Consider the following 24,108-nt stretch of genomic DNA (forward strand, 5'->3'; position numbering starts at 1 on the left):
TATATGTTAATACCGTTTTAGCGTTAACGCCCTACGGGCTTAGCGCTATATGTTTTTTAGATCTAGATGGGTTTTAGTGCTATATGGAGTTTAGAGTTAGTTTAGAGTTAGTGTAGAGTTAGATGAGGTCTGTGATTCGCAGACGATCATTAGCCACTGGCTCTGTTGATTATTTCACTATGGGCAATTGTGCCCATTGGGTGGTGTAACGAGGGGAAAGCTGCTCACGCTTCATTCCCCAAGTTGGGTCAATACCTTGTCCTGCAAACCAAATTTTTCCATGACCGCTGTGGTTCACTTTATCGAGTAATTGCATGAGTTCCTTGCTTTTAGGCCTAGGTGTGACGTCATCGAATAATCCGAGCTGAAACACGCCTGCGCCAAAAAAATCCCCTAACATAACCCCTGCTTTTGCATAGGCATGACCTTCACGCCAAATGCGTTGCAGTAGGCTTTGGCCAAGGGTGACAAAATCCCGAGTATCATTGCTGGGGCGAACTAAACTGCCCGACAGCGATTTGCTGTATTGGGGAGTTGCATCGCTAAAAGGGCTAGTACGCACAAATACTGACATCGCTTTAGCGTATTGGCGCTCGGAACGCAGTTTTTCACAGGCCCTAAAAGTGTACTCATTGATCGCCTGTTGCATCGCTTCTAAATTATCAATACGACTGCCAAAGGACCGGGAGCTGATAATTTGTTGCTTAGTGGCGGCGACCTCTTGTATGTCATCACAGGCAATGCCGTTAAGTTCGCGTACCGTGCGCTCAACGGTGACCGAAAAGGTGTCGCGGATAAGCTTGGGATGCGCATCCGCCAATTGCAACGCGGTATTTATACCCATGATGTTCAAGCGTTTTGTAAGCCTACGGCCTATTCCCCAGACTTCGTCGACAGGGATAAGCGCCATCAGTCGCCGTTGGCGTTCACGGTCGCGCAAGTCAACCACGCCCCGCGTCGCGGGATAACGTTTCGCGGCATGGTTTGCCAGTTTAGCGAGAGTTTTTGTTGGTCCAATGCCGACGCAAACGCTGATCCCAATCCACTGCGGTATTCGGTGATAAATATCAAGTGCAAGCTGATGAATATCAATGCATTTATCGAGACGAGAAAGGTCTAAAAACGCTTCATCAATACTATACACTTCTACTTTCGGTACCATTTGCTCTAAGGTGGTCATCACTCTATTTGATATGTCGGCGTAGAGGGCATAGTTAGAGGAGAATACCGCAACCTGATGCTGGCGGAGTTGGTTTGCGATTTGATACACAGGCACCGCCATCTTGATGCCAAGGTGTTTTGCCTCTGCCGAGCGGGCGACGACGCAGCCATCGTTGTTGGATAACACCACAATCGGCCTACCAATCAAATCTGGCCTAAACATCCGCTCACAGGAGGCATAAAAATTATTGCAATCGACGAGGGCGAATAGTGAGGACGTCATTTGAGCTTTTTCACCACGTTGGTCACCACTCCAAAGATGTTTAACTCAGACTCATCATTGATGGCAATCGGGGAGAATAAGGCATTACGTGGCAGCAATTGCACCACAGGGCGCAGCTGTAATTGCTTTACGGTAAATTCACCGTTGACTGCTGCGACAACGATATCCCCGTGTGCCGGCTGTAATGAGCGATCCACCACCAAAATATCACCGGAGAAAATCCCCGCGTCGATCATCGAATCCCCTTGGACTTTGACAAAAAACGTGGCGGCGGGGTGTTTGATGCATAACTCATTGAGATCTAATGTTTGTTCTACATAATCTTGGGCAGGTGACGGAAATCCTGCGGCAATCAAGGAGCTAAATAGCGAAAGCCGATATTGGGTATGTTTGGCGAAGCGGCCTAGGATCATCATAATAAATCACAATATACTGTACGTATGAACAGTATAGTCTAACAATGAAACTTATCGAAAGAATTTATGTGGGGAGAGTAGGAGCTAAATCAAGCATTATAAAACCCCTATAAAAAAGCTAGAACAACTTATGAGAGTTGTTCTAGCCAGCGATATACCGAATTTGTAGTTCGACTAATATGTTATTTCAATACACTATTTCAATGCCGCTGGGACGATAGGGTAGTGATCCCAGACTTGGCCGTCGGTCATAGAACGCACCAGTTTGATGTATTCGGCATGGGTCCAGGCTAGCGGCGTGGCTGAGTTGGTGCCTTGTCCGAGTTGGTAATGGTAGCGGGTGGCATCGCCGACACCGTCCCACGCTTGCTCGGGTAACATCATGCCAGCATTCGCAAACGTTTCCATGCCTTGCACATAGGTGTTGATCAACTGCTGCTTGGTTTGCTGGGCGTTATTGCCTGTTAGCTCGCCTTTTGCTTGGGCGAGTGCTAATTCAAAATGACCACGTTCGCCAGTGAAGAAGGGCCAGACTCGGCCACGTTGATCGGCGCTGTTGCTGCCCGACTCCGCATAATTATGGCCAGTCACCGTATCCTCGCCGTAGCCGTCGTTGCCATAACGTCTAAAGCCTGGGATTTTGCTGCCATCTTTGGCGGTGAACTCGTATTTAATGCGTAGGTTGTGCTCAAGTTCAGTGTTATCAATTAATTGAAGGCTTTGATTGATGAGCTTATCAGTTGCACCGCGCACGCCATAACGTACCAGTTCTAAAAATCCGCCATCGAGGATCTGGCGTTGATCTAAACCTTGCTTACCGTTATTTGCCGCCAGTGTATCGCCAGTATTTGGCTCGCCATTCGGGCTTAAACGTAAATAGTAAGGCGCGCTGACGCCTGCGTTGTTCTTCAATAGCCCTTGGGTGGTGACTAAGTGTTTTTCTAAGCTATCACTTAGGCCTTTGGCGGCGGCAAGATAACGGCTGCTGGAGTCGGGATCCTTGGCTTCTTTGGCAATTTCACTCGCGGCAACAAGACCGGCGATCACGGCAGCCGTTGTTGAGGGTGAGTAACCCGCTTGTTCTTCCCAACGTTCTTGCTGGGTTTTGGGCGGGGTGATTTGGGTGTGATTCCAATCCAGATTGACCTCACCGCCGCTGATCAAAAAGTCCGCTGCACCTTTGAGCATCTCTTGATACCAGTGACTGATCTCATCAGGGCTGAGCACGCCCGCTTGCCAGAGTTTCCAGCCGAGCATAATCGGCATGGCGGTTTGATCGAGCTGCACGCCAACCCATTCAATTTGGCCATCCACATGGGTCTTTTGTAGGAACCAACCGGGCGTACCCGTAAAGCCGGGCGTCTTTTCGGTCACTTGCACTTTTTTCAGGTATTCGAAGGCCACCTTGGGCGTTTGCGTGTCACCCATGGCGAGGAAGGCCATGGCACATTGATAAAAGTCGCGCGGCCATACCGCTTTATAGCCAGTGCTCGGCACGGCTGCCGAAACCGTATCGCCCCAAGGGTTAGAAAGTGAAGCGATAAGTGCGCCCGCATAGGTTTTATCTTCCTGCGCTTTCAAGACCATAGCACTGGTATACAGCAGTTTGCCGTTATCGGTCGTGTTGTTGGCCATGTTAGCGATGGCGGGCAGTGAGCTTAAGTAATCATGCCAGCCGATATGGGTGGCATCGCCTTTGTAGGCGCTGAGCACTGCATCATAACCTGCGGCCAAAGTGGCATCGGCATTGGCTAAACTCTGGGCTTCATCTTTACCAAAACCGATGGCGAGATTAAAGGTGACGGGTTTGGCTTTGATGAGCGTAGGGTAACTCGCGGTAAAGGCGATATTGCCGACGGTCGATTTATCTTGCGCACTGGTCGTTTGATAGGGCGTATCGAGTGTGCCGTTATCGGCCAAATCGGCTAGGCCATCGGAGACGCCGACAAAGCCAGTGGTGGCTTGCACAAAATTCAGATCGGATTTTACCGTCATCACGCTGCTGTCTTTGGCTGCGGTATAGGCCACTAGCGCCTGATTATTAGCATGAGTGTTGGCATGATTGTCTGCATGAGTGTCGATGCGGCCGATATCATTAGCGCCCGCGTTATCGATATGCGGATTGACATACAAATGCGGCGTAATGCCGTCTTCAAAGGCGGTAAAAGTGACGCGCATCATTAGGGTGTCGCGGTCGGGATCGGTAAAGATATGCTTTTCAATCTGATACTTACCTTCAACATCTTTATTGATAATTTTATAGGCAAGGGATTGTGGGCGACCGTTAGCATCGGTATCTAAATATTCTATGCTGCTGATGGTGTTATCTTTTTCGGTATCGACAAAGCCATTGCCCGTGATCACAAATTGCAGTTCTTTGAGCTGCGCATTGTGAATAAGGCCATACATGGTTTCGGTTAAAATACCTTGGGCGAGGGAGAACCAAACGTGGCTAATGGGATTTTGCTTGGCATCTTGGTATTGACCTTGGGTGTAAGGCTCGTAAGACGTCCCAATACCGGTTTTACCCGAAAATGCCCAAGTCGGCGCTTTACCCGGTGCGCCGGGCGCAACCTGCTGCACACTTGGCGCGGCATTCACACTTGTGGCAGTTGTTGCTGAATTCGATGTGGGTGAACAGGCTGTGAATCCTATTGTCCCTAATAGACTTGCGGCGACGGCAAGCGCTAGGCGGCTGCGCTTTGTTAACGCTTGTGTGTGACGGTTTTGGTTGGTGTGCAGATCCTGCTGCGGCGTAGGACTCGATTCCATCTCGTTCTCCCCAAATAATGGTTTTATTTTTATAGTGATTGAAATTGATAAAGATATTTTATGCTGCTGTGATTAGCCAAATGACCGAATTCACCGCGCTTAACATGCATTGCTGCATATCGCCTAATGTATATCGTTGCTATAAAGAGCTAACTTTTATTTGTTAATTTGCCTGTGGCTTTCGTGATTAAGTGGGTCTTGCGGTTCATCGCTGCACTTTGATTATTTGGGTTATTTTGTTCGACAACGTCTTGGTCGACAAATAATACGGCAATGCCTGCACACATCATCAAGACGCCACCTGTGATCAGTGCATAAATAGGTTGACCATCGAACAGACCATTGAGCACTAAACCCAGCACACTGGCGGCAAGAAGCTGCGGGATGACGATGAAAAAGTTAAAAATCCCCATGTAAACGCCCATTTTTTGCGGGGGTAACATGCCCGACAACATGGCGTAGGGCACAGATAAAATGGACGCCCACGCAATACCGACACCTATCATAGGCAGCCATAACAGGCTTGGGTCTTTAATAAAGAAGAAACTAATCAAACCTATACCGCCACAGAACATATTGACTGTGTGGGTCAGTTTGATGCCGATACGCTTAGCCAGCATAGGAATAAAAATCGCGGCAATGGCGGCAAAACCATTGTAGGAGGCGAATAGTACGCCGACCCAATCTGCGCCGTCGTTATAAGCTTGGGACAACACATCGCTGCTGCCAAAATGGTAAGACGTCACGGCGGCAGTGGTGTAAATCCACATGGCAAAAAGTGCGAACCAAGAGAAAAACTGCACAATCGCCAGTTGATGCATGGCTTTGGGCATATGGAATAAGTCATCGACCACGCTAAATACCATGCCGAGCTTATGGCGTTCAGCGGGTTGCGAATTGCCTAAACGCAGCGCGCAATACAGTTGCAATGGACCAAAGGCGAAAATCCCTAAGCTTAAGATATACAGTTGCTTGTCTAAATCCTGCGCCCAAATAGCGAAGGTGAGCAGGGCACCGAGCCCCATCCACACGAAGGACGCAAATTGATATTTTTTTGCGCTGCGGATACGGGATAAGGTTTCATCCTCAGCATCGATTTGTTTAGCATTAAAGGCGGCTAACTCTTCGGGAGAATATTCCCTTGTCGATACGACAGTCCAAGTGACCGCGAGCAATAACACTGTGCCACCGAAATAGAAGGCATAACGCACTGAGTCGGCAATCTCACCCGCTGGTGCGGTATTAGCGACATTAAAAAAGTGAGTCAAAATATAGGGTAAAGCTGACGCTACCACAGCGCCAATGCCGATGAAAAAGCTTTGCATAGCATAGCCTTGGGTACGCTGGCTTTTCGGTAAATTATCACCGACGAAGGCGCGAAACGGCTCCATGGCGATATTGATCGAAGCATCCATGATCCATAACATGCCCGCGGCAATCCACAGGGTAGGCGAGTGCGGCATGATAAAAATGGCGAGGGTAGTAAAAATCGCACCAATCAAAAAATAAGGGCGGCGGCGGCCAAGGCGTCCCCAGGTCTTATCACTCAAATAACCAATAATAGGTTGAACCAACAAACCCGTTAGCGGCGCGGCAATCCACAGAATGGGGATCTCATCAATAGAGGCGCCTAAGGTTTGAAAAATGCGGCTGACGTTGGCATTTTGCAGGGCAAAACCAAATTGAATGCCTAAAAAGCCGAAGCACATATTAAAAATTTGCCAGAAATTCAGTTCAGGTTGTTGCTTGAATGAATGCGGCGCCTGAGGCACGACAGCTTGATGGCTATCTTGTTGATTCGCCTGTTGATGATTCGAAGACATTGAACTTCCTTTCTGTTGCCGGCAGTATTTCTGCCTTGAGTGCTTATTGTTTTAATTGTTTTGCCGAGCAATGGATGGTTTCGCACATGCTATGAATGCGTCTGCTCTGTGAAAAAATGGCGAATATACCTCTCCCTCAGAAGCATATTCGCCGATAAATTCATTTCACATTTGGACTTAACACCTTAATTCAAAAGGGTTAGTCCAAGTGAGTGGCCAAAGCCAGTCAGCAGAAAGAACTTAAGCCTGATAGCAATCCTTGTAGCACTATCAGAAACGACCTCACAGATTTCAAACCCCACAAGCAGAGGGTGAAACGAGCGGATTTATAGTAGCCTCGGCGTGGATTTGTGCACAACCGCTTACATACGTATTCATCATGGGTTGATAACTCGCGGTAAACAGACATGCAACCTACTATTGACCATTTTTAACTTGTGCGACGGGTAAGTTCATTTGACACTTTAGGGCCGCACTATATATTAGGACCGCACTATATAGTCAGCAGGGGGCGAACCCTATGCCCCAAACTTGTGAATAAGAGGATACCTATGTTTGTTGTTTCGCTCACCTATAAAAAAACGATTGCCGAAGTGGAGTTACATTTAGCCGCGCACATTGCCTACCTTGATGAGAATTATGCTGCAGGGACTTTTATTGCCTCGGGTCGTAAAGTACCACGTACTGGCGGCGTTATCCTCGCTAAGGCTGATAGTCGTGCGGCGCTAGAGGCTATTTTGCAGCAAGATCCGTTCTGCATTGCCGATGTTGCCGAGTTTGAGGTGATAGAGTTTGTGCCAACTAAAACCGCGCCCGGATTAGAGTCGTTAATTGAAGTGATTTAATGACCTTTTAAGGCTGTCGTAAGGACTGATATCGACAGGTTTGATTTCGTCGCTAGATTTTGTAGCTTGAGCGGAAGGTGCCTAGCGGCTGAGATTGGTGCGATTGAATCCGTTGAACTAGTACAGTGGGGCGCGATAAGTAGGATTTGATGGATCAAATTTGGACTGAATTACAACAGGCTAAGGTTTTTAAAACCTTTTCTTATACTGGTGAAAGCGTACATTTCTACCATGCCAATGGTTTTGCATTACGTGTTTATGCGCCCTTATTGGCCAAGTTGCAGCAAGCGTTTAGCCTTAATGCACTCGAGTTAAGGCCGACATGGCCCGATGTTGGTTTGCCGCCAAAGCGCCGAGATTGGCAGCTCTATGCCGATGATTTGATCTTGCATATTGAACGGCATTGCAATGCGCCGATTGTGGGAATGGGTCATTCGATGGGGGCAACCAGCACCATTCTTGCCGCGAACAAAAGACCCGATTTGTTTAAAGCCCTGATACTTATTGAACCTGCAATGGTGTCGCGCCCTATCGCTTGGTTTGCCAAGTTAATGCCTAAATCATTAATGAATTTGACCGCGCCCGCCAAAAACACCTTAAAAAAGCGCGATGCGTGGGAAAGTCGTGAGCATTTCCTTGAATATTGCAAAATGAGTAAGTTATACAAACGCTTTGATGATGAGGCGTTTGCCGCCTTAGCCCAATTCGGGGTTTATCAACACAATGATGGCCAATTCACGTTGAAGTTTCCTAAACGGTGGGAAGCGCATAATTACACCCAGCCGCCGAATGTATTATCGATATTGCGGCAGATAAAGCTTCCCTGCGTCGCTATCCGAGGGAAACCGTCAGTGTTCTTTTCTGAAGCGACTTGGCAGCGTTGGCAACAACTCACGCCAAACACAGTGTTTTTAGAAGATCAGCGATATGGGCATCTGTTGCCGTTAGAAGATCCCTCTGCCTGCTTAAGCCTTATCCATCAAGGACTCAGTGAATTGAATCGCAAACGGGAGGCATAGGTGAGTTTGAGCATGCATTGAGCCGTAACGACTAAAGCTAAAAAGTGAATGAAGGCAATCAAGCTAGGTCGTTGTCCTACTATGCACTTTTTAAAGCCTGTTTTTCGCACTGGCAGGGTGAATTTATCCGATATTCTGAGTGCTAGTTTGTTATTATGCCGTTTTCCTTCTTGAAACCTTACGCAGGTTTCCGCTGCGCGAGTCCCGCTTTTTATGTCTATTCAAACGCTGTTATCGACGGCTCTGGCGAAACGCCATGATTTTTTACAACAAGCAGAACAGGATCAAACCGATTGTTTTCGGGTATTCCATGGCACAGTCGAAGGCGTGAGTGGCTTGAATGTCGACCGTTACGGCGATACTTGGCTAGTGCAGAGTTTTCATCAGACCCTAACCGACGAAGAGTTAGCCGATGTGAGTGCCGTTTTGCTGCAACAGGCCGATTTGCCGATTGTGTATAACGACCGCTCATTAGGCAATTCCCGGGTATTGAACGCGTTATCACCCGCACTGACAGAGATTGCAAGTGCTGAGCGAGTCATGCTGGAAAATGGCATCAAGTTCAGCACTAAACTGCGCCACGAAGGGCAAGATCCGCTGCTATTCCTCGATATGCGCATTGGCCGTGAATATGTGCGGGCACACAGCCAAGATAAAACCGTGCTGAATTTGTTTTCCTACACCTGTGGTATTGGCACTGCGGCAGCCATCGGCGGCGCGACTCGGGTGATGAACGTCGACTTTTCTTCCTTTGCCTTAGCCACGGGCAAGGCGAATGCGGCGTTAAATCAGGTGTCCAATGTGTGTGAGTTTGTGCAGAGTGATGCGTTTCCGGCCCTGCGCCAATTGGCTGGTTTGAGTGTGGGAGGGCGCCGCAATCAAAAATTACCGAGCTACCCCAAATTGGCGCAAACCCAGTTTGATCTGGTGTTCCTCGATCCACCGCGTTATGCCAAGAGCGCTTTCGGTATTGTCGATTTGATCAATGATTATCAAGGGTTATTTAAGCCCGCATTAATGGCGACCAAAGTCGGTGGCACTATAGTGTGCTGCAACAATGTGGCGAAAGTCGAACGCCAAGCTTGGTTCGATAGCTTAGTGCGCTGCGTTGAAAAACAAGGCCGCACAGTCACAGCGCACACTTGGCTCGATCCCCATGAGGATTTCCCGTCATTCGATGATAATCATCCACTTAAAATTGTTGCGCTGACCTTAAGCTAACGGCATAGCAATACGAATGGCATAGAGATACGAACGACACAGTGATATCAATAAGCAGGGCACCCGATGCGGTGCCCTGTTTATTTGTCTATTGATGTGCCGCTAGATGGGTTGCAGGTGGAAGGCAATCGCGACGCGGTTCCAGCCATTAATGGCAATGATTAAGCTGGTGAGGTCGACAATTTCTTTCTCGGAATAATGCTCAGTAAGCGCCGCATATTGACTGTCACGCACGGGCGCAGTAGCAACTTGGGTTAAGATTTCTGTCCAGAGCAGCGCTGCACGTTCCCGTTCATTAAAGAGTCCATCGACCTCGTGCCAAGCGGCAAGTAAATCTAAACGCAGCTGTTCTTCACCGTCGCTTCTGGCTTCTTCTGCGTGCATTCGCTGACAAAACGCGCAGCCATTGAGTTGCGATGCTCTAAGCTTGACTAAATGCATCAGTAATGGCGAAAAGTGGGAGTCGCCAGCTGCTTTGTCTAAGCTTAACAGTGCGTTGGCGAGTGCGGGTTGTAGCTGATAAATTTGCTGACGTGGTATACGTTCTGACATAAAAGCCTCCTATAAGCTGAGGCTTCAATCTAAGCGGTTAGCGCGACCTAGGATTGGAGATTTGCGACATTTTACGCTTTTTGTATTGTCCTGGTGTTTGCTGTGTCACCCTTACAAAGTGTTGATGTAGATGGGCTTGGTCGTAAAATCCGCAATCGAATGCGACTTGCACTAGGCTGAGGTTAGGTGATTGGCTGAGTAAGTTTCGGGCGATTTTGACTCGGTTTAATTGCAGTAACTGCGCCGGTGACAATCCGGTTTCTTGTTTAAATCTTCGTTCAAACTGACGGCGACTTAAGGGCAGTTGCTTATAGAAATCCTCTAAACTGGTTTGGGTTTGAATAAGCTTTGGTAAATTCGCCTGCACTAAGCCAACCATAGCGCTTTTATGTCGAGTTAACACCGCAGTAAATTGCCGCAGGGAGAGTTGCAACAACCAGTGCTCAAGTAGGGCGATGCGTTGGGCCGGCTGATTAGTTTCCGCCAGTTGTGATAACAGTTGCTCCAATCCCGTTAGCTGCAATTGCGTCGCATCAATAGTCGTCACTGATGAAGTAGACAGAATATCTTGCAGTTCAATGCCGAGTAAATGAAACGTGCCGCCGGGGTGAAAGCGAACTGTCATCAGCTCGATTCCTGGCAAAAAGGCGTGGGAATGTCGGCTCTGACCACAATGAAACAATACTTGAGGCTCTTCGCCGCTGAGCGTTTGAGTTAGCGTTTGAGTCAGTGTTTGTGTTGGCGTTGGGAAATAGAAATGCAGGCTAGTGCCGCCGTCTGGATAAAATGTCTGTTCAATGTTCTGCGGTAAATCAGTCGCAACGCGCAAATGAAAGTAGCGCTGCACCCAAGGGCGAAGTGGCGCTAAGGGTTTAAAATGGCTAAAGCCTAAGTGCGCGAGTTCAGTTTCGAAACGTTTAAAGCTGCGCATTTCTAATAAATTTGCCCGATATCGCAAGCTGAATACCATAAGCAAGTAAAGGAAGGTCAGATTAATCTAACTGAAGCATTTTTGCACCTGTGTTGGTTGTACGCCTTCGCCTTGAACTTGGACTGGCATGGTCTGTCTACGATGTGGTGAGTTTGCGAGGGCATTTACAGCCTGTTTATTCGATTTATACCGATTTGTCGGCCAATGAGCACGAACTGAATCTAGGCCAACATAACTAAGGCGCCTCAACTATGGTTAACTTTTACGTTTGTATTGGGATATACAGATGTTAGTGGGCGATAAAACGTCACCAGGGACAAGGTGCATCCTTGGTGACTTTCTGTTTTTTTACTCTGTATTTTCATACTCGCTTAAGCATTTAAGTTAATGCGCTGAACTGAACACGATGAAATCTAAAGTGCTTTAAAGCGTATTGCCGTACCGCCACTACTGGCTAGTGTGAGGTTTAGGCTGTCTTTAGCACTCACATCAAGGGTTTCAATCACATAATCATAGGGATTGGTTTTCCAATCGGCGTTTGCACCATCGCGGTAAATCTGCGCTTGATAACGTTTTTTGGGATCGAGGAAATCCAGTTTAACCGTGATCTTGCGCGCGGTTTCATCCGTGAGTGCGCCTAAGTACCAATCACCTTGATCCTTCGCTTGGCGAGCAAAGACCACATAGTCACCGACTTCACCGGCAAGTGCGACACTCTGATACCAATCCGTGGGCACATCGCGGATAAATTGGAAGGCATCTAAGTGCTTTTCATAATTGCGCGGTAAGTCTGCTGCCATTTGGATTGGGCTATAGAGCACAACGTACAGGGCGAGCTGTTTGGTCAAAGTGGTTTGCACACGGTTTTCTGCATCCAATCCCTTAGGTGCTAAGTCAAAAATCCCCGGAGTAAAGTCCATTGGACCCGCGAGCATACGGGTAAAAGGTAACATGGCCGTATGTTCAGGGCTGTTTGGTGGGCTACCCCAAGCATTGTACTCTTGGCCGCGGGCACCTTCGCGGGCGATCCAGTTCGGATAGGTTCGGCGCAGGCCTGTGTCTTTGATTGGCTCGTGGCTATTGATGCTGATATGGTGTTTCGCGGCTTCAGTGACGCTTTGCAAATACTCGCCGACCATAAACTGTCCATCGTGCCATTCGTGACGGGTGATGCCGTTTTCATCGATACGTTTGATTTGTCCGCCGTCAGCCACATAACCGGTTTTGACTTGGGTCACGCCATGTTTTTCATACAGGGCGAAGGCATCAGCCATTTGATCGCGATAATGTGTGGCTGAACCTGCGGTTTCGTGGTGGCCGATTAAACGCACCCCTTTTTTCGCGCCGTAGGCGGTGATGGCGGGCAGATCGAAATCGGCATAGGCCTTGGTAAAGCTAAATTGATCGCCATTGTGGAACCAATCGCCGTCCCAACCTTCATTCCAACCTTCTACCAATACACCATCAAACTGATATTTAGCGGCAAAATCCATGTAGCGCTTTGTTTCACTGGTGGTAGCGCCGTGGGTTGGGCCAGAGCCCCAGGTATTTTCGTTTAAGTGCATTCCCCACCAAATACCGACGTATTTCCCCGGTTTTACCCAAGTGACATCGCCGAGTTTATTGGGCTCATTGAGGTTAAGGATAAGGTGCGAGTTGAGCAGTCCAGTCGCGTTGTCGGCAATTTGAATGGTGCGCCACGGCGTATAAAACCCCACTTGGGTTTTGACACGAATACCATCGGACCAAGGTGTGAGGTCCGCCTTAAGTTTGCCATCGCGCTGTTGATCTAAGGTCATGGCGGCAAAGTCCACCAAGGCGGCCTCGTGAATACTTAAGTGCGTTCCATCTGCGAGTTTAAAGGTGAAGGGCGTGTGGACTCTATCGACGTCTTTAAGCGCTGTGGTGCGATACAAATATTCGTAGCGATTCCAGCCGCGGGCAGGGATCCACCATGCTGTGGCTTTATCGCTCTGGCCGACATTGAACTCGGTTAACTCGTCTGTGATGGAGAGCGGCGAATTGGCGGGCAGGGCGGCTTGTTGGGCTAAGTGATAGCGAAAGCCAATCCCATCGTCAAAGGCTTTAAACTCGACTTCGAGTTGCACCTTGCCGTTACTTAATACCGCGCTCAGTTGATTGTGCTGATCGCGGATCCATTCCTGCTCGCCCCAGGGTTGTTGCCACTTTTCATCAGCACTTTTTTTCTCGCTGCTGTTAATCTGTAATCCTTGACCGAGTTCGCCAAGGGATTGAAAAACTAAGCCTAAGCGGCTCGGTTCTATGACTGTTTTGCCGTGAAAATCGATTTTATATTCGGGGCGGCCAGTATCGTCACTCAAGCTGATTTGAATGTGTTGGTTGGGTGAGCTGACGGTAACGGTTTTGGCAAATACGTTGGCACTAAAGAGACTCGTGACCGCAAGGGCGATAAGTGTGGGGCTCAATAGTGCTTGCGATAGCTTTTGGCGCGCTGAACGCGGGCGGGCAATTAACTGAGTAGGGTTCGTCTCGATGAACATTCCTTGATCCTTGTTTTTATAATGAATGTGACTCACAGCATACTAGTGGTGATGGCTTTTTAACCGCAACGGCTTGCATACGTATTCACCAGATTAAGGCGTGGGCTAACAGGAGTGACGAGAAGCACTGCGAGGGCACGAACAAAAGATGTGGTTTGCGTTTGACTCGGGTAAAATGCGCGCTTTATTTTTGCGTAAAAATGCAATTTACAGTGGGATTTACAGCATTTGGAGCCGCAGCAGTAAGGTCAAACCGTGAAAATTAGCCAACGTTTACAACAGATAAACAGCATGATCAGTGGTCATTACGATCATATTTGGGATTGCTGCTGCGATCATGGTTTGCTCGGTATGCTGTTGTTAGAAAGAAGCGCTGCCCGCCAAGTGCACTTTGTCGATTGTGTGCCTTCGCTGATGCAGGCGCTTGAACTGCGGTTGCAGCGTTTCTTCCCCGCAGAGATATCAGGCATTAATCCCAATTTAGCGCCACACTCAGATCCAGACTTAAACCCAGACATAGACCTACAGTCAAACCCAGAATCAAACTCAAACTTATATTGTCATACTCAGTGGCAAGTGCATTGTCTCGATGTCGCGGCTTTACCGCTCGGGCAAACCCGTGTCCAAGATAAACAGTTGATTATTATCGCTGGTGTGGGTGGTGAATTGCTGGTGGACTTAGTGCGGGCAATCTTAGTTCAACACCCACAGCGCCACCTCGAGTTTATTTTGTGTCCCGTGCATCATAATTATTACGTTAGGCAATCACTCACAGCCTTAGGGCTAGGGCTGAAGTCGGAACACTTATTGGAAGAGAATCAACGTTTCTACGAAATCCTCCATGTCACTACAATCGTGGAGCCAAATGGTCTGCCTATCAGTGCTACAGGTTCGTTAATGTGGCAGACGTTAGATGAAACAAGTTTGCCGCGAGCACAGCGCTATCTGTCGCAGCTGATTGGTCATTACCAGCGCATGCCGGCGCATAAGCAAACACCAGCGATGATTGATGCCTATCAGCAGCAATTGGCCCTGATCTTGAGTGAACATGGGGGAGCATAAGTGAGTTTGAGTCTTTTTGCTGCTTGGGAATTACGCTGAGAACCTAAGAAGAGCAGCTAAGATGAAAATCAGGCGAAAGAGAGGATGCATAGCGTTCGCGTTGTTAATATCATGAGTAAAACGAGTTTAGTCTAAACCGTTAATAATCAATCTTATAATCGCTAAAACCTATTAATCGCTCGGACTGGACTGAATATGACTTTTGCCTCTGCAACAGTTTTTGATCTGCATTTGGCACATTTTCGTTTATGCTGCGACTCCTTTTCGGCAAATGGCTACGACTATGCGTTTATTGAGAACCACCCAAGATCCTGCGGTTAACCTACAGACGGCACGCGTTTTTTACCGCAGAGCTGCCCGCGCGATAGTGTTATCGGGTGAAGATATTTTGCTACTTTATACCCAAAAATACCGCGACTATAGCTTACCCGGCGGCGGAATTGACGACGGCGAAAGCCTCGAAGATGGACTGATCCGCGAGCTACAGGAAGAAACCGGCGCCTTAGACATTCAAGTGTTAGCCCCCTTTGGTCGTTACGAAGAGTTTCGGCCTTGGTACCGTGAAGGGGCGAACGTAGTGCACATGGAGTCATTCTGTTATGTGTGCCATATCGACACCGCACTGGGCGAACGTGGTTTAGGTGAGACTCGATTAGAAGCCCATGAGATTAAAAATGGCATGCGGCCTGAATGGCTTAATATTCATCAAGCTATCGCTCATAACGAAGATATTCAGCGTAATCATCCCCATAAAGGCCAATCAATAGAGCGTGAAACTTTTCTGCTAAAACAGATAGTATTGGAAATTCTATAAGTTTTATCTTTTAAATCAAAGCATTAATCTATGATTTTATTTCACGACTAAATTGATTTTCTTAATTTTTTGGCAATTGAACACGGTTATTTTAACCTGATCTTTTAAGCGGATGTGCTTCGAGCCTGTACCTGACTCAGTGGACGTTTAAGGCTATTTCTCACTCTTTTGCCGCAGCAAGGAAGGCAATGCAGATTATTTTATTGACCCACGAACGCGAGTTAACCCGCAAAACGAATACTGGCCAACTCGCGTTAGCCGCATTCCCTGAAGAGGTGAAAAGCATTGTCTGGTCGAGAACGGCACCTGATAACGATTTAGTGGCAATGCTCGCATCCCAGCAGGCTAAATTGTTGTTTCCAGCAAGTGATACTGAGCCTGCTGTGCCCATTGATCATAATGCCTTAGATACGGTGTTAGCTGAGCCAGCGCTATCGAACGCACAAGTCTTGTTAGCGCCTGCGCAATCCACAGTCATTGCAGCACATCAAATGCCGAGCCAAGTGGTTATTTTAGATGCGACCTGGCAGGAGGCGCGTAAGATGCTGCGCCAGAGCCCCTATCTTAAAACAGCTGCACGAGTCAGTTTGCCGCCATTTATGCCTGAATCCACCTTTATATTGCGGCGTAATCAGCAAGAAGGGGGCTTGTGCACCGCTGAATGTATTATTGCGCTTTGGCGCCAGTGTGGCAGAGCAGAACAAGCGACGCTATTAGCGTCGCTGTTTGCTGAATTGAACAGCCGTGCTTGATTGCGGTGTTTGAGAAAGCGTTCGAGGAAACACTTGAATAGATAATTAACGACTTTTAGTTTTGACTCACAGATAAATCACTGTCAGTTAAATTGGAGTCAGTTAAATTAGAGCCAGTCAAATAACAGTCAGATAAATACACAGAAAGTGACTCATGGCACCGCCAAGCACGAATAAATGCCAAATAGCATGGTTAAATGGAATACGTTTTCCAACATAAAATACAACGCCTAAGGTGTAAAATAACCCACCTAAGATCAATAGATTAAACCCCAGTTCCGACATTGCCGCCGTTAAATCGCCCATCACAGTCACACATAGCCAACCCATTGCGAGATACAAGACTAAGCTTAACTTTTTGAATTTGTGAATAAATAGCGTTTTAAATAAGATCCCACCAATCGCAAGCGACCAAATCGCCGTTAAAATCACTATCGATTGCGCTCCTTGTAGGCTTATCAGCATTAAAGGTGTGTAAGTTCCTGCAATCAAACAGTAAATTGCGCAGTGATCGGCGATCTTAAGTTTATGTTTCCAGCCCGAATGGCTAACGCTGTGGTATAAGGTCGAGCATAAAAAAAGCACTATGATGCTCGCACCATAAATGGCAACGCCTGTTAGTTGAATTGGCGTTAGGTGATCTTGCCCTTTGAGTAACATCAGTACCAATGCCACTACGCCTGCGATAACGCCTAAGCCATGGGATACACTGTTAGCGATCTCTTCTTTAATACTGTATGGCCCAGATTTAGCAGGTATATTGGCTGGGTTTTGCTGTTCTATAACACTTTGACTCGACATGGTAGATACACACTCGCAAACGATAATGACTGAGTCTATCAGTTAGAAAAATAAATCACCATATTTAAGCGTACACCTGTAAGCTTAAATTGGTAACTGGCTTCTATTGTATTCACCTTTTTATCTTTTTAACGCCGTCTTGTATTCCTGTCAGCGTATCGCATTGATGATGTTATCCGCTTAAAGACGTAAGAGTTAACAAGCATTTGCCCTTCAATTTAGCGCGATTGTGATCCCAATTCCCAGCCTTATTTGCCTAAACCGACAAGTGTCTAATTAAGCATTGGCGTTAGCACTGCGCTTGTAACGTGTTGCTTTCGCGTTGAACTTTACCCTGTTTGCCTCCTCTAATCTGCGTTGAGCACTCGCAAGTAAATGCAATCATTGGATAATTTGCTTTCAATATTCAGTAACCCGATATTGGATTGATATTGAATTAGAGTGCAATGGTTCCACGTTTAGCATCATCGAAATCAATTGAGACTACACAAAACCTAAGGATGGATTTTGCCTTTTCAACGTCAACCCAAAGCCGCGCCTTTATTGACAGTATCTCCTACAGCAATAGCGATTGGAGATGATGCTGATAGTGATTTGCCTATTTCGGTCACATCGTCATCGGTCACATCGCCAGAATGCGAGACTTTTATTGCATTTGATGATCACCTCAGTGATCAGGGTGATGCTTTGGCATCTGAGTCTAAATTAGAATCCCAATTTGAACTGTCTTGTACGTTACAAACCTATGCTCAGGCATTGGGGGCGGGATCCGTTTTGCGTGCTCGTCAGCCGTATTTCAAAGGATTAAGTCTGTTATTTTTTGTGCTGTTAGTACATGTGTGTTTATTTTTACTTATCTGTATTTTGTGGCGCCCACAGTTAAATCCCTTTGGATTAACAGAAACAGAAAGCCGTGGACCAAAAGTGGCGGCGCTCAAAGCTTACTTTATTTATGCTCCCGCGGTAGAGAAGGCTGAAAGCGCTGCACTAGAAAGAGAGAGCAAGGCCGAGGATAAGACTGAAGCGGCAAGTTCTGTTACGCCTACAACTGTTCCCACGCCTACAACTCCTATTAAGCCTCAACCAACGCCTAAAAAGGTCATGCCTGAAACAGCCGTCTCTGAAAAAGTGGAAGCGGAAAAAGTAGAGCAGGGAAAAGTGAAGCCAGATACGGTTAAACCGGACATCAATCAATCGAACCAATCTCAATCAAAGAGAACTCAATCAAGTGCCCAAAGTGAAGTACAGCCCGCTGAAGTGACGGCAAAAAAACCAACTAATACGCTTGATACCACAGAAATAAAGCCGCAGCTTGGCGCTAAGAGTTTACCCGCAGCAGAAGGTGAGAGCACAATAGCGACAAGCTCAAGCATGAGTTTATTCACGCAGCAATATTTTGAACGTCAGCGCGAGCAAGCGCTCGATGATCTCGTCATTGAACAGGCCGATAAATTCACCCTGAAATCGAATATGAGTGAAATGAGCCCAGAGATGGAGGTGCTATTTGTCCCTAACGCCGATGATTTCGGTGGCACAACGAGTCTAGATTTACCCTTAGATCCAAATCGTATTGTGCGTAAAGGGGATACTTGTTATCGCGTGGTACAAGTCGGCACTCAAGTTAATCCTAACGCCGAAAATTTAGGTTTTCCCATTAACTGCAGTGGCAAAAAAATCAATCAAGCTATTGATGATGCCATTCAATCTCGATTAAATAAAATGATGCTCAAACCCCATCAATAGCTGCTTTCTTTTATGATCTATTTTCATGCTAATTATAGATTTTTTAGTTTAATTTTATTTAATCAATTAAAAACAATTAATTATGAATCTTTATTTTGGATTGGTGGTTAAGATTTTTAATTGCTTTTTCCTTGTTTGTTGCTGCCGCTTCTGTCTATACTGCGCACTCATCTTGTCGGAGTGCCTCTTGGCTGAGACCGTTTATTCGGGATCCGTTGAACCTGATCAGGTTAAAACCTGCGAAGGAAACAAGCGTAATAACACACATTAAATCGCGAAAATAACCGGATTAAACACCTGTTTACTCAGCAGTGTTTTAAGCCTTAATGTTTAGATTTAATTGTTATTGAGCAGGGTAACTCAATTTTTGACGCCAGTGTTGGTCACAAAAATTGATTGCCATGTCCAGCTATCAACAACGCAATTCTCCAGACAAGCAACTCCATTTTTTAACGTGAGATTGCTTATGTCCAGTTCAAACCAAAACCCAGCTGTAGCTGCCAATGCAATAGACATCACAGCGCCAGAATCCATAATCCCTAATAAATCAACAGTCCCTAATAAATCGACAGTGCCTAATAAATCGGCTGAGTCTAGTCAATCAATCGTGCCTAAGGCGCCGAGTCGCCGCGAAACCCGCGCGCAGGCCCAAGCCTTTATCGATACGTTAGCGCCGCTGCAACATCCTAATTCACAAAAGATTTACCTCGAAGGTTCCAGAGCCGATATTCGCGTTGGCATGCGGCAGATTCTGCAGACTGACACCCTTGTCGGCGGTACAAATGATGCGCCTATCATGGAAAAAAATCCGCCAATCCGCGTGTACGATTGCGCCGGACCTTATTCCGATCCTGAGGCCGATATCAATGTGCGTCTAGGCCTTGGTAAATTAAGACAAAACTGGATCCTAGCCCGCAACGATACAGAGCAATTACCCTGCGCAACCTCAGACTTTACCCAACAAAGACTCGCCGATGACGGTTTAGACCATCTGCGTTTTGAGGCAGGCTCGAGTGCAATTGTCCGCCCACGCAGAGCGCTGCAGGGCAAACGCGTCAGTCAATTACACTATGCCCGTCAAGGGATTATCACGCCCGAAATGGAATATGTGGCGATCCGCGAGAACATGGCACTTGCGCAGGTACAGGATGAAATCCTCAATCGTAAAGCCAAGGGCGAAGCTTTTGGTGCCTTAGTCGGCGAACCGATTACTGCCGAATTTGTCCGCGCCGAAGTTGCCCGTGGCCGCGCGATTATTCCGCTGAATATTAACCATCCCGAAGCCGAACCTATGATTATCGGGCGTAACTTTCTGGTGAAAGTGAACGCCAATATTGGTAATTCTGCGGTGACCTCTTCCATCGAGGAAGAAGTGGAAAAGCTCGTCTGGTCAACCCGTTGGGGCGCAGATACGGTAATGGATTTATCCACGGGGCGTTATATTCACGAGACCCGCGAGTGGATAATCCGTAATTCGCCAGTGCCCATCGGCACAGTGCCGATTTATCAAGCGCTGGAGAAAGTGAACGGCGTGGCAGAGGATTTAACCTGGGAAGTGTTCCGCGATACCTTGATTGAACAAGCTGAGCAAGGTGTTGATTACTTTACTATTCATGCTGGTGTGCTGCTGCGTTATGTGCCGATGACGGCTAAACGTGTTACTGGGATCGTTTCTCGCGGCGGTTCAATTATGGCCAAATGGTGCCTGAGTCATCACAAGGAAAACTTCCTCTACAGCCATTTTCGTGAGATCTGTGAGCTTTGCGTCGCCTACGATGTATCCCTGTCTTTAGGTGATGGTATGCGTCCCGGATCGATTGCCGACGCCAATGATGCTGCCCAGTTTGCAGAGCTTGAAACCTTAGGGGAACTAGTCAAAATCGCGTGGGAATACGACGTACAAACCATTATCGAAGGGCCGGGACATATCCCGATGCAGCTCATTAAAGAGAACATGGACAAGCAGTTAGCTCACTGCGATGAAGCGCCGTTTTACACCCTTGGCCCACAAATCACCGACATTGCACCTGGCTATGATCATTTCACCTCCGGCATAGGCGCGGCCATGATTGCTTGGTACGGCTGCGCCATGTTGTGTTATGTCACGCCAAAAGAACACTTAGGATTACCGAATAAACAAGATGTTAAGCAAGGTTTGATTGCTTATAAGATTGCCGCCCACGCCGCCGATGTGGCGAAAGGTCATCCGAGTGCGCAAATTCGTGACAATGCGCTGGCAAAGGCGCGTTTCGAATTCCGCTGGGAAGATCAATATAATTTAGGACTCGATCCTGACACCGCGCGTGCTTATCACGATGAATCTTTACCGCAGGAATCCGCTAAAGTCGCGCATTTTTGCTCTATGTGCGGCCCTAAATTTTGTTCGATGAAAATCACCCAAGATGTTCGCGCCTATGCCGCTGGCTTAGAGGCGGCACAAGCGAAGGCGGAGCAAGTTGAAGCGGCTGCCCAAGCTATGCAAGTCACAATCAAGACGCCGCAGGAGTTGGAAGCGGCAATGGCGCTAAAATCGGCACAATTTGCTGCCTCGGGCGCCGAGATTTATCACGTTAAAGACAAGCTCGTCGCCGAAGCTGAGGAAGCCTAATGATGCTGGGTATTCATGGGGGGAAATTGCCCATGAATACCGAGCGCCCCGCGTTTGTCTGGACTATAGCCGGTTCAGACAGCGGCGGCGGTGCCGGTATTCAGGCGGACTTGGCAACGATTCAGGATTTGGGCTGCCACGGTTGCAGCGTGATCACCACAGTGACGGCGCAAAGCTCAGTGGCGGTCACTTTAGTCGAGCCCGTATCAGCGGCGATGTTAATGGCTCAGTTGACGACTCTACTTTCCGACTTGCCACCCAAAGCGATCAAAATCGGCTTACTGGCAGATCAATCTCAAGTCGCATTGCTGGCAGATTGGATCGCGAGTTTTAAAATCCACTATCCATCAGTGCCTGTAATTGTCGATCCTGTGATGGTCGCCAGTTGTGGCGATGCATTAGCAGTAGATAACTGTCAGGATATAAAAAGTGCGGCCAAATCAGCCTTAGATTTTAATCCTTTCAAAGGCTTAATCGAACTTATCACGCCCAATGTGCTTGAACTTGGGCGGTTAACTCAAAGTGATGTATCGACTAAAGCGCAGTTCGCTACTGCAGCACAGGCTTTATCCCAGAGTTTAGATTGCAGTGTGCTCGCTAAAGGGGGCGATGTGAGCTTTGGCAGCACTGACATTCTTGATGATACCCATGCTAAAACTCAAGCCCATATTATCACTCTTGATAGCAATGGCTGGGATCTTGAGCTTGCCGAGGATTATCTAGTTTGTCATCGAGTGCGCGCGAGCTCTGAGCTGCATCAAAATGCGCGCTTCTGGTTAGCCAGCCAGCGGGTTAATACCCGTCATAATCATGGAAGCGGCTGCACTTTGTCATCGGCCATTGCCGCCGTGTTAGCGCAAGGTTTTGTATTGCAAGATGCGGTGGTGGTTGCCAAAGCCTATGTGAGTCAAGGCTTAAGCGCGGCGATTGGTTTAGGGCAAGGTCCAGGGCCGTTGGCCCGAACGGGTTGGCCTAATGATTTGTCCCGCTATGCCAAGATAAGGCTGTGTGATGGTAATTTTATTAGTTATCACCTCAACCAACATCTTGATGTTGGTAATGACTTAGTTGCAACAGTTTTTTCCGCAACAGATCAGGCAACCGCTCAGGTAAGAATAACTTCGACGCCAGCTCAATACATCTCATCCCACGGTTTTAAAGTGCTCGATGCCGATCTTGGTGTTTATCCCGTGGTGAGTGACTTAATCATGCTGGAAAGTTTGTTAGTTGCGGGTGTTAAAACCGTGCAGTTACGGATAAAAACCGATACCAGCGGGTCAACTGCTGCAGGGTTAGCCGAATCTGATTCAGGTAAGTCTGCGCTAGGTAGATGTGAGTCAGGCAAATCTAAGTCAGGCGAACCTGAGTTAATTGGCTCTGAATTAGAGGCAAAAATTCAAACGGCCATTGCCTTAGGTAAGCATTTTAATGCGCAGCTTTTTATCAATGATCATTGGCAGTTAGCGATAAAGCATCATGCTTTTGGGGTACATTTAGGCCAAGAAGATCTCGCTGTAGCTGACTTAGCCGCCATTCAAGCGGCGGGACTTGCGCTAGGCATATCGAGTCACAGCTATTTCGAGCTGTTATTGGCGCACCAATACTCGCCATCCTACATAGCGCTTGGGCATATATTCCCAACCACGACGAAGCAAATGCCTTCAGCGCCCCAAGGGCTCGCAAAACTCACACATTATGTGGCCTTGCTCAAGGACCATTATCCCTTGGTCGCTATTGGCGGCATCGACTTAGATAATTTAGCAAAGGTGAAAGCCACTGGTGTGGCCAATATTGCTGTGGTGCGGGCAATAACCGAGGCTCAGGATCCAGTCGCGGCGTTTGCAGTGCTTAGCCAAGCTTGGGAGCCATATTGGGGTGCTAAGTGCATGCCAAATATGAGCACAAATAAACCGCTTTATCATGGCGAGACAGTCAGTGGCAAAACACTTAGCGATGCCGATTTTATGCGTTATTCCCGGCAAGTTTTACTGCCAGAAGTGGGTGAGGCAGGGCAATGGCAACTGGCTGATGCCAGCGTTGTTATTGTAGGGCTTGGCGGCTTAGGCCAATTGGCGGCGCAGTATCTGGCTTGTGCTGGCATTGGCAACTTGATCTTAATCGACATGGATAAGGTTGAAGTATCGAATCTGCCCAGACAATTGCTATTCAGCGATGGCGATATCGGGCTCAATAAGGCGCGAGTTGCCAAGCAAAAGCTTAATGACTTAGCGCCGCAGTGCACTGTAACTGCCCATGAAACAGCATTTAATACAGAAACTGCTGCTCATCACTTCGCGGGTATTTTTCAGGCAAAGCAACAGGGTAAAAACGTGCTAGTGCTTGACTGCACTGATAACTTTGCGACTCGCCAAGCCATCAATCGCAGCTGTATCGAAGCGGCTTTGCCTTTAGTCAGTGCGTCAATCGCAGCATTTAGCGGCCAATTGTTCGCGGTAGATCAAATGCTGTTTCCCTCCGGTGGTTGTTATCACTGTATTTTCCCCGCACAGACGAGAGTGCCGCAGAGTTGCAGCTCCCAAGGCGTACTCGGCCCCAGCGTGGGCGTGATGGCGTCAATGCAATCCTTAGTCGCCATGCAACTCTTACTGAGTGTGGATATCGGTCGTGTCGCACCGAGAAATACTTTGTTGGGTCGTTTTTGGCGCTTCGATGCGAAATCCCTTACATGGACAGCGGCGGCATTAACGCGGGACCCCCACTGTGACGTGTGTGGTCCAAAAGAGGTTCATCCATCAACTAAGATGTATTGTTTTGAGGTTTGA

At 47.7% G+C, this 24,108-nt stretch carries 19 protein-coding genes and 1 riboswitch; of the genes, 10 read left to right on the top strand and 9 right to left on the bottom strand.

The features are described from left to right. Nucleotides 1–169: 169 nt before the first annotated feature. The 4 genes from umuC to K5Q99_RS01795 all read right to left on the bottom strand — a co-directional run bounded on the left by umuC (nucleotide 170) and on the right by K5Q99_RS01795 (nucleotide 6,455). Nucleotides 170–1,444 carry a translesion error-prone DNA polymerase V subunit UmuC gene (gene umuC / locus K5Q99_RS01780; protein WP_220775847.1) on the bottom strand — a complete coding sequence of 425 codons (1,275 nt, stop codon included), beginning with the start codon at nucleotides 1,442–1,444 and terminating at the stop codon, nucleotides 170–172. Next, a complete protein-coding gene (gene umuD, locus K5Q99_RS01785) occupies nucleotides 1,441–1,860 on the bottom strand; it encodes a translesion error-prone DNA polymerase V autoproteolytic subunit (RefSeq protein WP_220590351.1) in 420 nt (139 codons plus the stop codon). The genes umuC and umuD overlap by 4 nt, the downstream gene beginning before the upstream one ends. A 195-nt stretch (nucleotides 1,861–2,055) precedes the next feature. After that, nucleotides 2,056–4,632 (bottom strand): glycoside hydrolase family 15 protein, encoded by a 2,577-nt coding sequence (locus K5Q99_RS01790; RefSeq protein WP_220775848.1) that lies wholly within the window; start codon nucleotides 4,630–4,632, stop codon nucleotides 2,056–2,058. A 149-nt stretch (nucleotides 4,633–4,781) separates the two neighbouring features. Then, nucleotides 4,782–6,455: an MFS transporter gene (locus tag K5Q99_RS01795; protein ID WP_220775849.1), complete on the bottom strand. Its 1,674-nt coding sequence runs from the start codon at nucleotides 6,453–6,455 to the stop codon at nucleotides 4,782–4,784. A gap of 551 nt (nucleotides 6,456–7,006) precedes the next feature. On the opposite strand from K5Q99_RS01795, the gene K5Q99_RS01800 reads away from it, so the two are divergent. The 3 genes from K5Q99_RS01800 to K5Q99_RS01810 all read left to right on the top strand — a co-directional run bounded on the left by K5Q99_RS01800 (nucleotide 7,007) and on the right by K5Q99_RS01810 (nucleotide 9,540). After that, the gene (locus K5Q99_RS01800; protein ID WP_113940359.1) at nucleotides 7,007–7,300 is read left to right on the top strand and encodes a YciI family protein; all 294 of its coding nucleotides are present in this window, start codon (nucleotides 7,007–7,009) and stop codon (nucleotides 7,298–7,300) included. A 149-nt stretch (nucleotides 7,301–7,449) separates the two neighbouring features. Then, on the top strand, nucleotides 7,450–8,319 hold the full coding sequence (locus K5Q99_RS01805) for an alpha/beta fold hydrolase (RefSeq protein ID WP_220775850.1): 870 nt from the start codon (nucleotides 7,450–7,452) through the stop codon (nucleotides 8,317–8,319). Nucleotides 8,320–8,532: 213 nt separating this feature from the next. Then, a complete protein-coding gene (locus tag K5Q99_RS01810; RefSeq protein WP_220775851.1) occupies nucleotides 8,533–9,540 on the top strand; it encodes a class I SAM-dependent rRNA methyltransferase in 1,008 nt (335 codons plus the stop codon). 102 nt (nucleotides 9,541–9,642) lie between these two features. Here the strand turns inward: K5Q99_RS01810 and K5Q99_RS01815 are convergent, their stop codons facing one another. Together K5Q99_RS01815 and K5Q99_RS01820 are read right to left on the bottom strand one after the other, a co-directional pair. Then, nucleotides 9,643–10,092: a carboxymuconolactone decarboxylase family protein gene (locus K5Q99_RS01815; protein WP_220775852.1), complete on the bottom strand. Its 450-nt coding sequence runs from the start codon at nucleotides 10,090–10,092 to the stop codon at nucleotides 9,643–9,645. Between the two features lie 37 nt (nucleotides 10,093–10,129). After that, complete coding sequence (locus K5Q99_RS01820; protein ID WP_220775853.1) at nucleotides 10,130–11,062, bottom strand: AraC family transcriptional regulator; 933 nt, start codon at nucleotides 11,060–11,062, stop codon at nucleotides 10,130–10,132. A 50-nt stretch (nucleotides 11,063–11,112) separates the two neighbouring features. On the opposite strand from K5Q99_RS01820, the gene K5Q99_RS01825 reads away from it, so the two are divergent. After that, the gene (locus K5Q99_RS01825) at nucleotides 11,113–11,262 is read left to right on the top strand and encodes a hypothetical protein (protein WP_220775854.1); all 150 of its coding nucleotides are present in this window, start codon (nucleotides 11,113–11,115) and stop codon (nucleotides 11,260–11,262) included. A gap of 174 nt (nucleotides 11,263–11,436) precedes the next feature. On the opposite strand, the gene K5Q99_RS01830 is transcribed toward K5Q99_RS01825, so the two are convergent. After that, complete coding sequence (locus K5Q99_RS01830; protein WP_220775855.1) at nucleotides 11,437–13,545, bottom strand: glycoside hydrolase family 97 protein; 2,109 nt, start codon at nucleotides 13,543–13,545, stop codon at nucleotides 11,437–11,439. 255 nt (nucleotides 13,546–13,800) lie between these two features. Between K5Q99_RS01830 and K5Q99_RS01835 the strand changes: the two genes are divergently transcribed. From K5Q99_RS01835 to K5Q99_RS01845, 3 genes are all read left to right on the top strand, one after another. Then, nucleotides 13,801–14,607 carry a tRNA (adenine(22)-N(1))-methyltransferase gene (locus K5Q99_RS01835; protein WP_220775856.1) on the top strand — a complete coding sequence of 269 codons (807 nt, stop codon included), beginning with the start codon at nucleotides 13,801–13,803 and terminating at the stop codon, nucleotides 14,605–14,607. A gap of 283 nt (nucleotides 14,608–14,890) precedes the next feature. Beyond that, on the top strand, nucleotides 14,891–15,421 hold the full coding sequence (locus K5Q99_RS01840) for an NUDIX hydrolase (RefSeq protein WP_106650608.1): 531 nt from the start codon (nucleotides 14,891–14,893) through the stop codon (nucleotides 15,419–15,421). A gap of 188 nt (nucleotides 15,422–15,609) precedes the next feature. After that, nucleotides 15,610–16,173 carry a tRNA-uridine aminocarboxypropyltransferase gene (locus tag K5Q99_RS01845; protein WP_106650607.1) on the top strand — a complete coding sequence of 188 codons (564 nt, stop codon included), beginning with the start codon at nucleotides 15,610–15,612 and terminating at the stop codon, nucleotides 16,171–16,173. Nucleotides 16,174–16,228: 55 nt separating this feature from the next. Here K5Q99_RS01845 and K5Q99_RS22850 read toward each other — a convergent pair whose 3' ends face one another. After that, nucleotides 16,229–16,315: a pentapeptide repeat-containing protein gene (locus tag K5Q99_RS22850; protein WP_373316990.1), complete on the bottom strand. Its 87-nt coding sequence runs from the start codon at nucleotides 16,313–16,315 to the stop codon at nucleotides 16,229–16,231. Continuing rightward, nucleotides 16,291–16,974: a PAQR family membrane homeostasis protein TrhA gene (gene trhA, locus K5Q99_RS01850; RefSeq protein WP_106650605.1), complete on the bottom strand. Its 684-nt coding sequence runs from the start codon at nucleotides 16,972–16,974 to the stop codon at nucleotides 16,291–16,293. Before trhA ends, K5Q99_RS22850 begins: the two co-directional genes overlap by 25 nt. A gap of 507 nt (nucleotides 16,975–17,481) precedes the next feature. On the opposite strand from trhA, the gene K5Q99_RS01855 reads away from it, so the two are divergent. The 3 genes from K5Q99_RS01855 to K5Q99_RS01865 all read left to right on the top strand — a co-directional run bounded on the left by K5Q99_RS01855 (nucleotide 17,482) and on the right by K5Q99_RS01865 (nucleotide 24,108). Continuing rightward, nucleotides 17,482–18,717 (top strand): hypothetical protein, encoded by a 1,236-nt coding sequence (locus K5Q99_RS01855; RefSeq protein ID WP_220775857.1) that lies wholly within the window; start codon nucleotides 17,482–17,484, stop codon nucleotides 18,715–18,717. A gap of 166 nt (nucleotides 18,718–18,883) precedes the next feature. Then, a riboswitch (TPP riboswitch) is annotated at nucleotides 18,884–18,982 on the top strand. Between the two features lie 201 nt (nucleotides 18,983–19,183). Then, a complete protein-coding gene (thiC, locus tag K5Q99_RS01860; protein WP_246604359.1) occupies nucleotides 19,184–21,325 on the top strand; it encodes a phosphomethylpyrimidine synthase ThiC in 2,142 nt (713 codons plus the stop codon). Nucleotides 21,326–21,327: 2 nt separating this feature from the next. Next, the gene (locus K5Q99_RS01865) at nucleotides 21,328–24,108 is read left to right on the top strand and encodes a ThiF family adenylyltransferase (protein ID WP_373316991.1); all 2,781 of its coding nucleotides are present in this window, start codon (nucleotides 21,328–21,330) and stop codon (nucleotides 24,106–24,108) included.

Source organism: Shewanella hafniensis (assembly GCF_019655335.1).
GTDB classification, from domain to species: Bacteria; Pseudomonadota; Gammaproteobacteria; order Enterobacterales; family Shewanellaceae; genus Shewanella; species Shewanella hafniensis.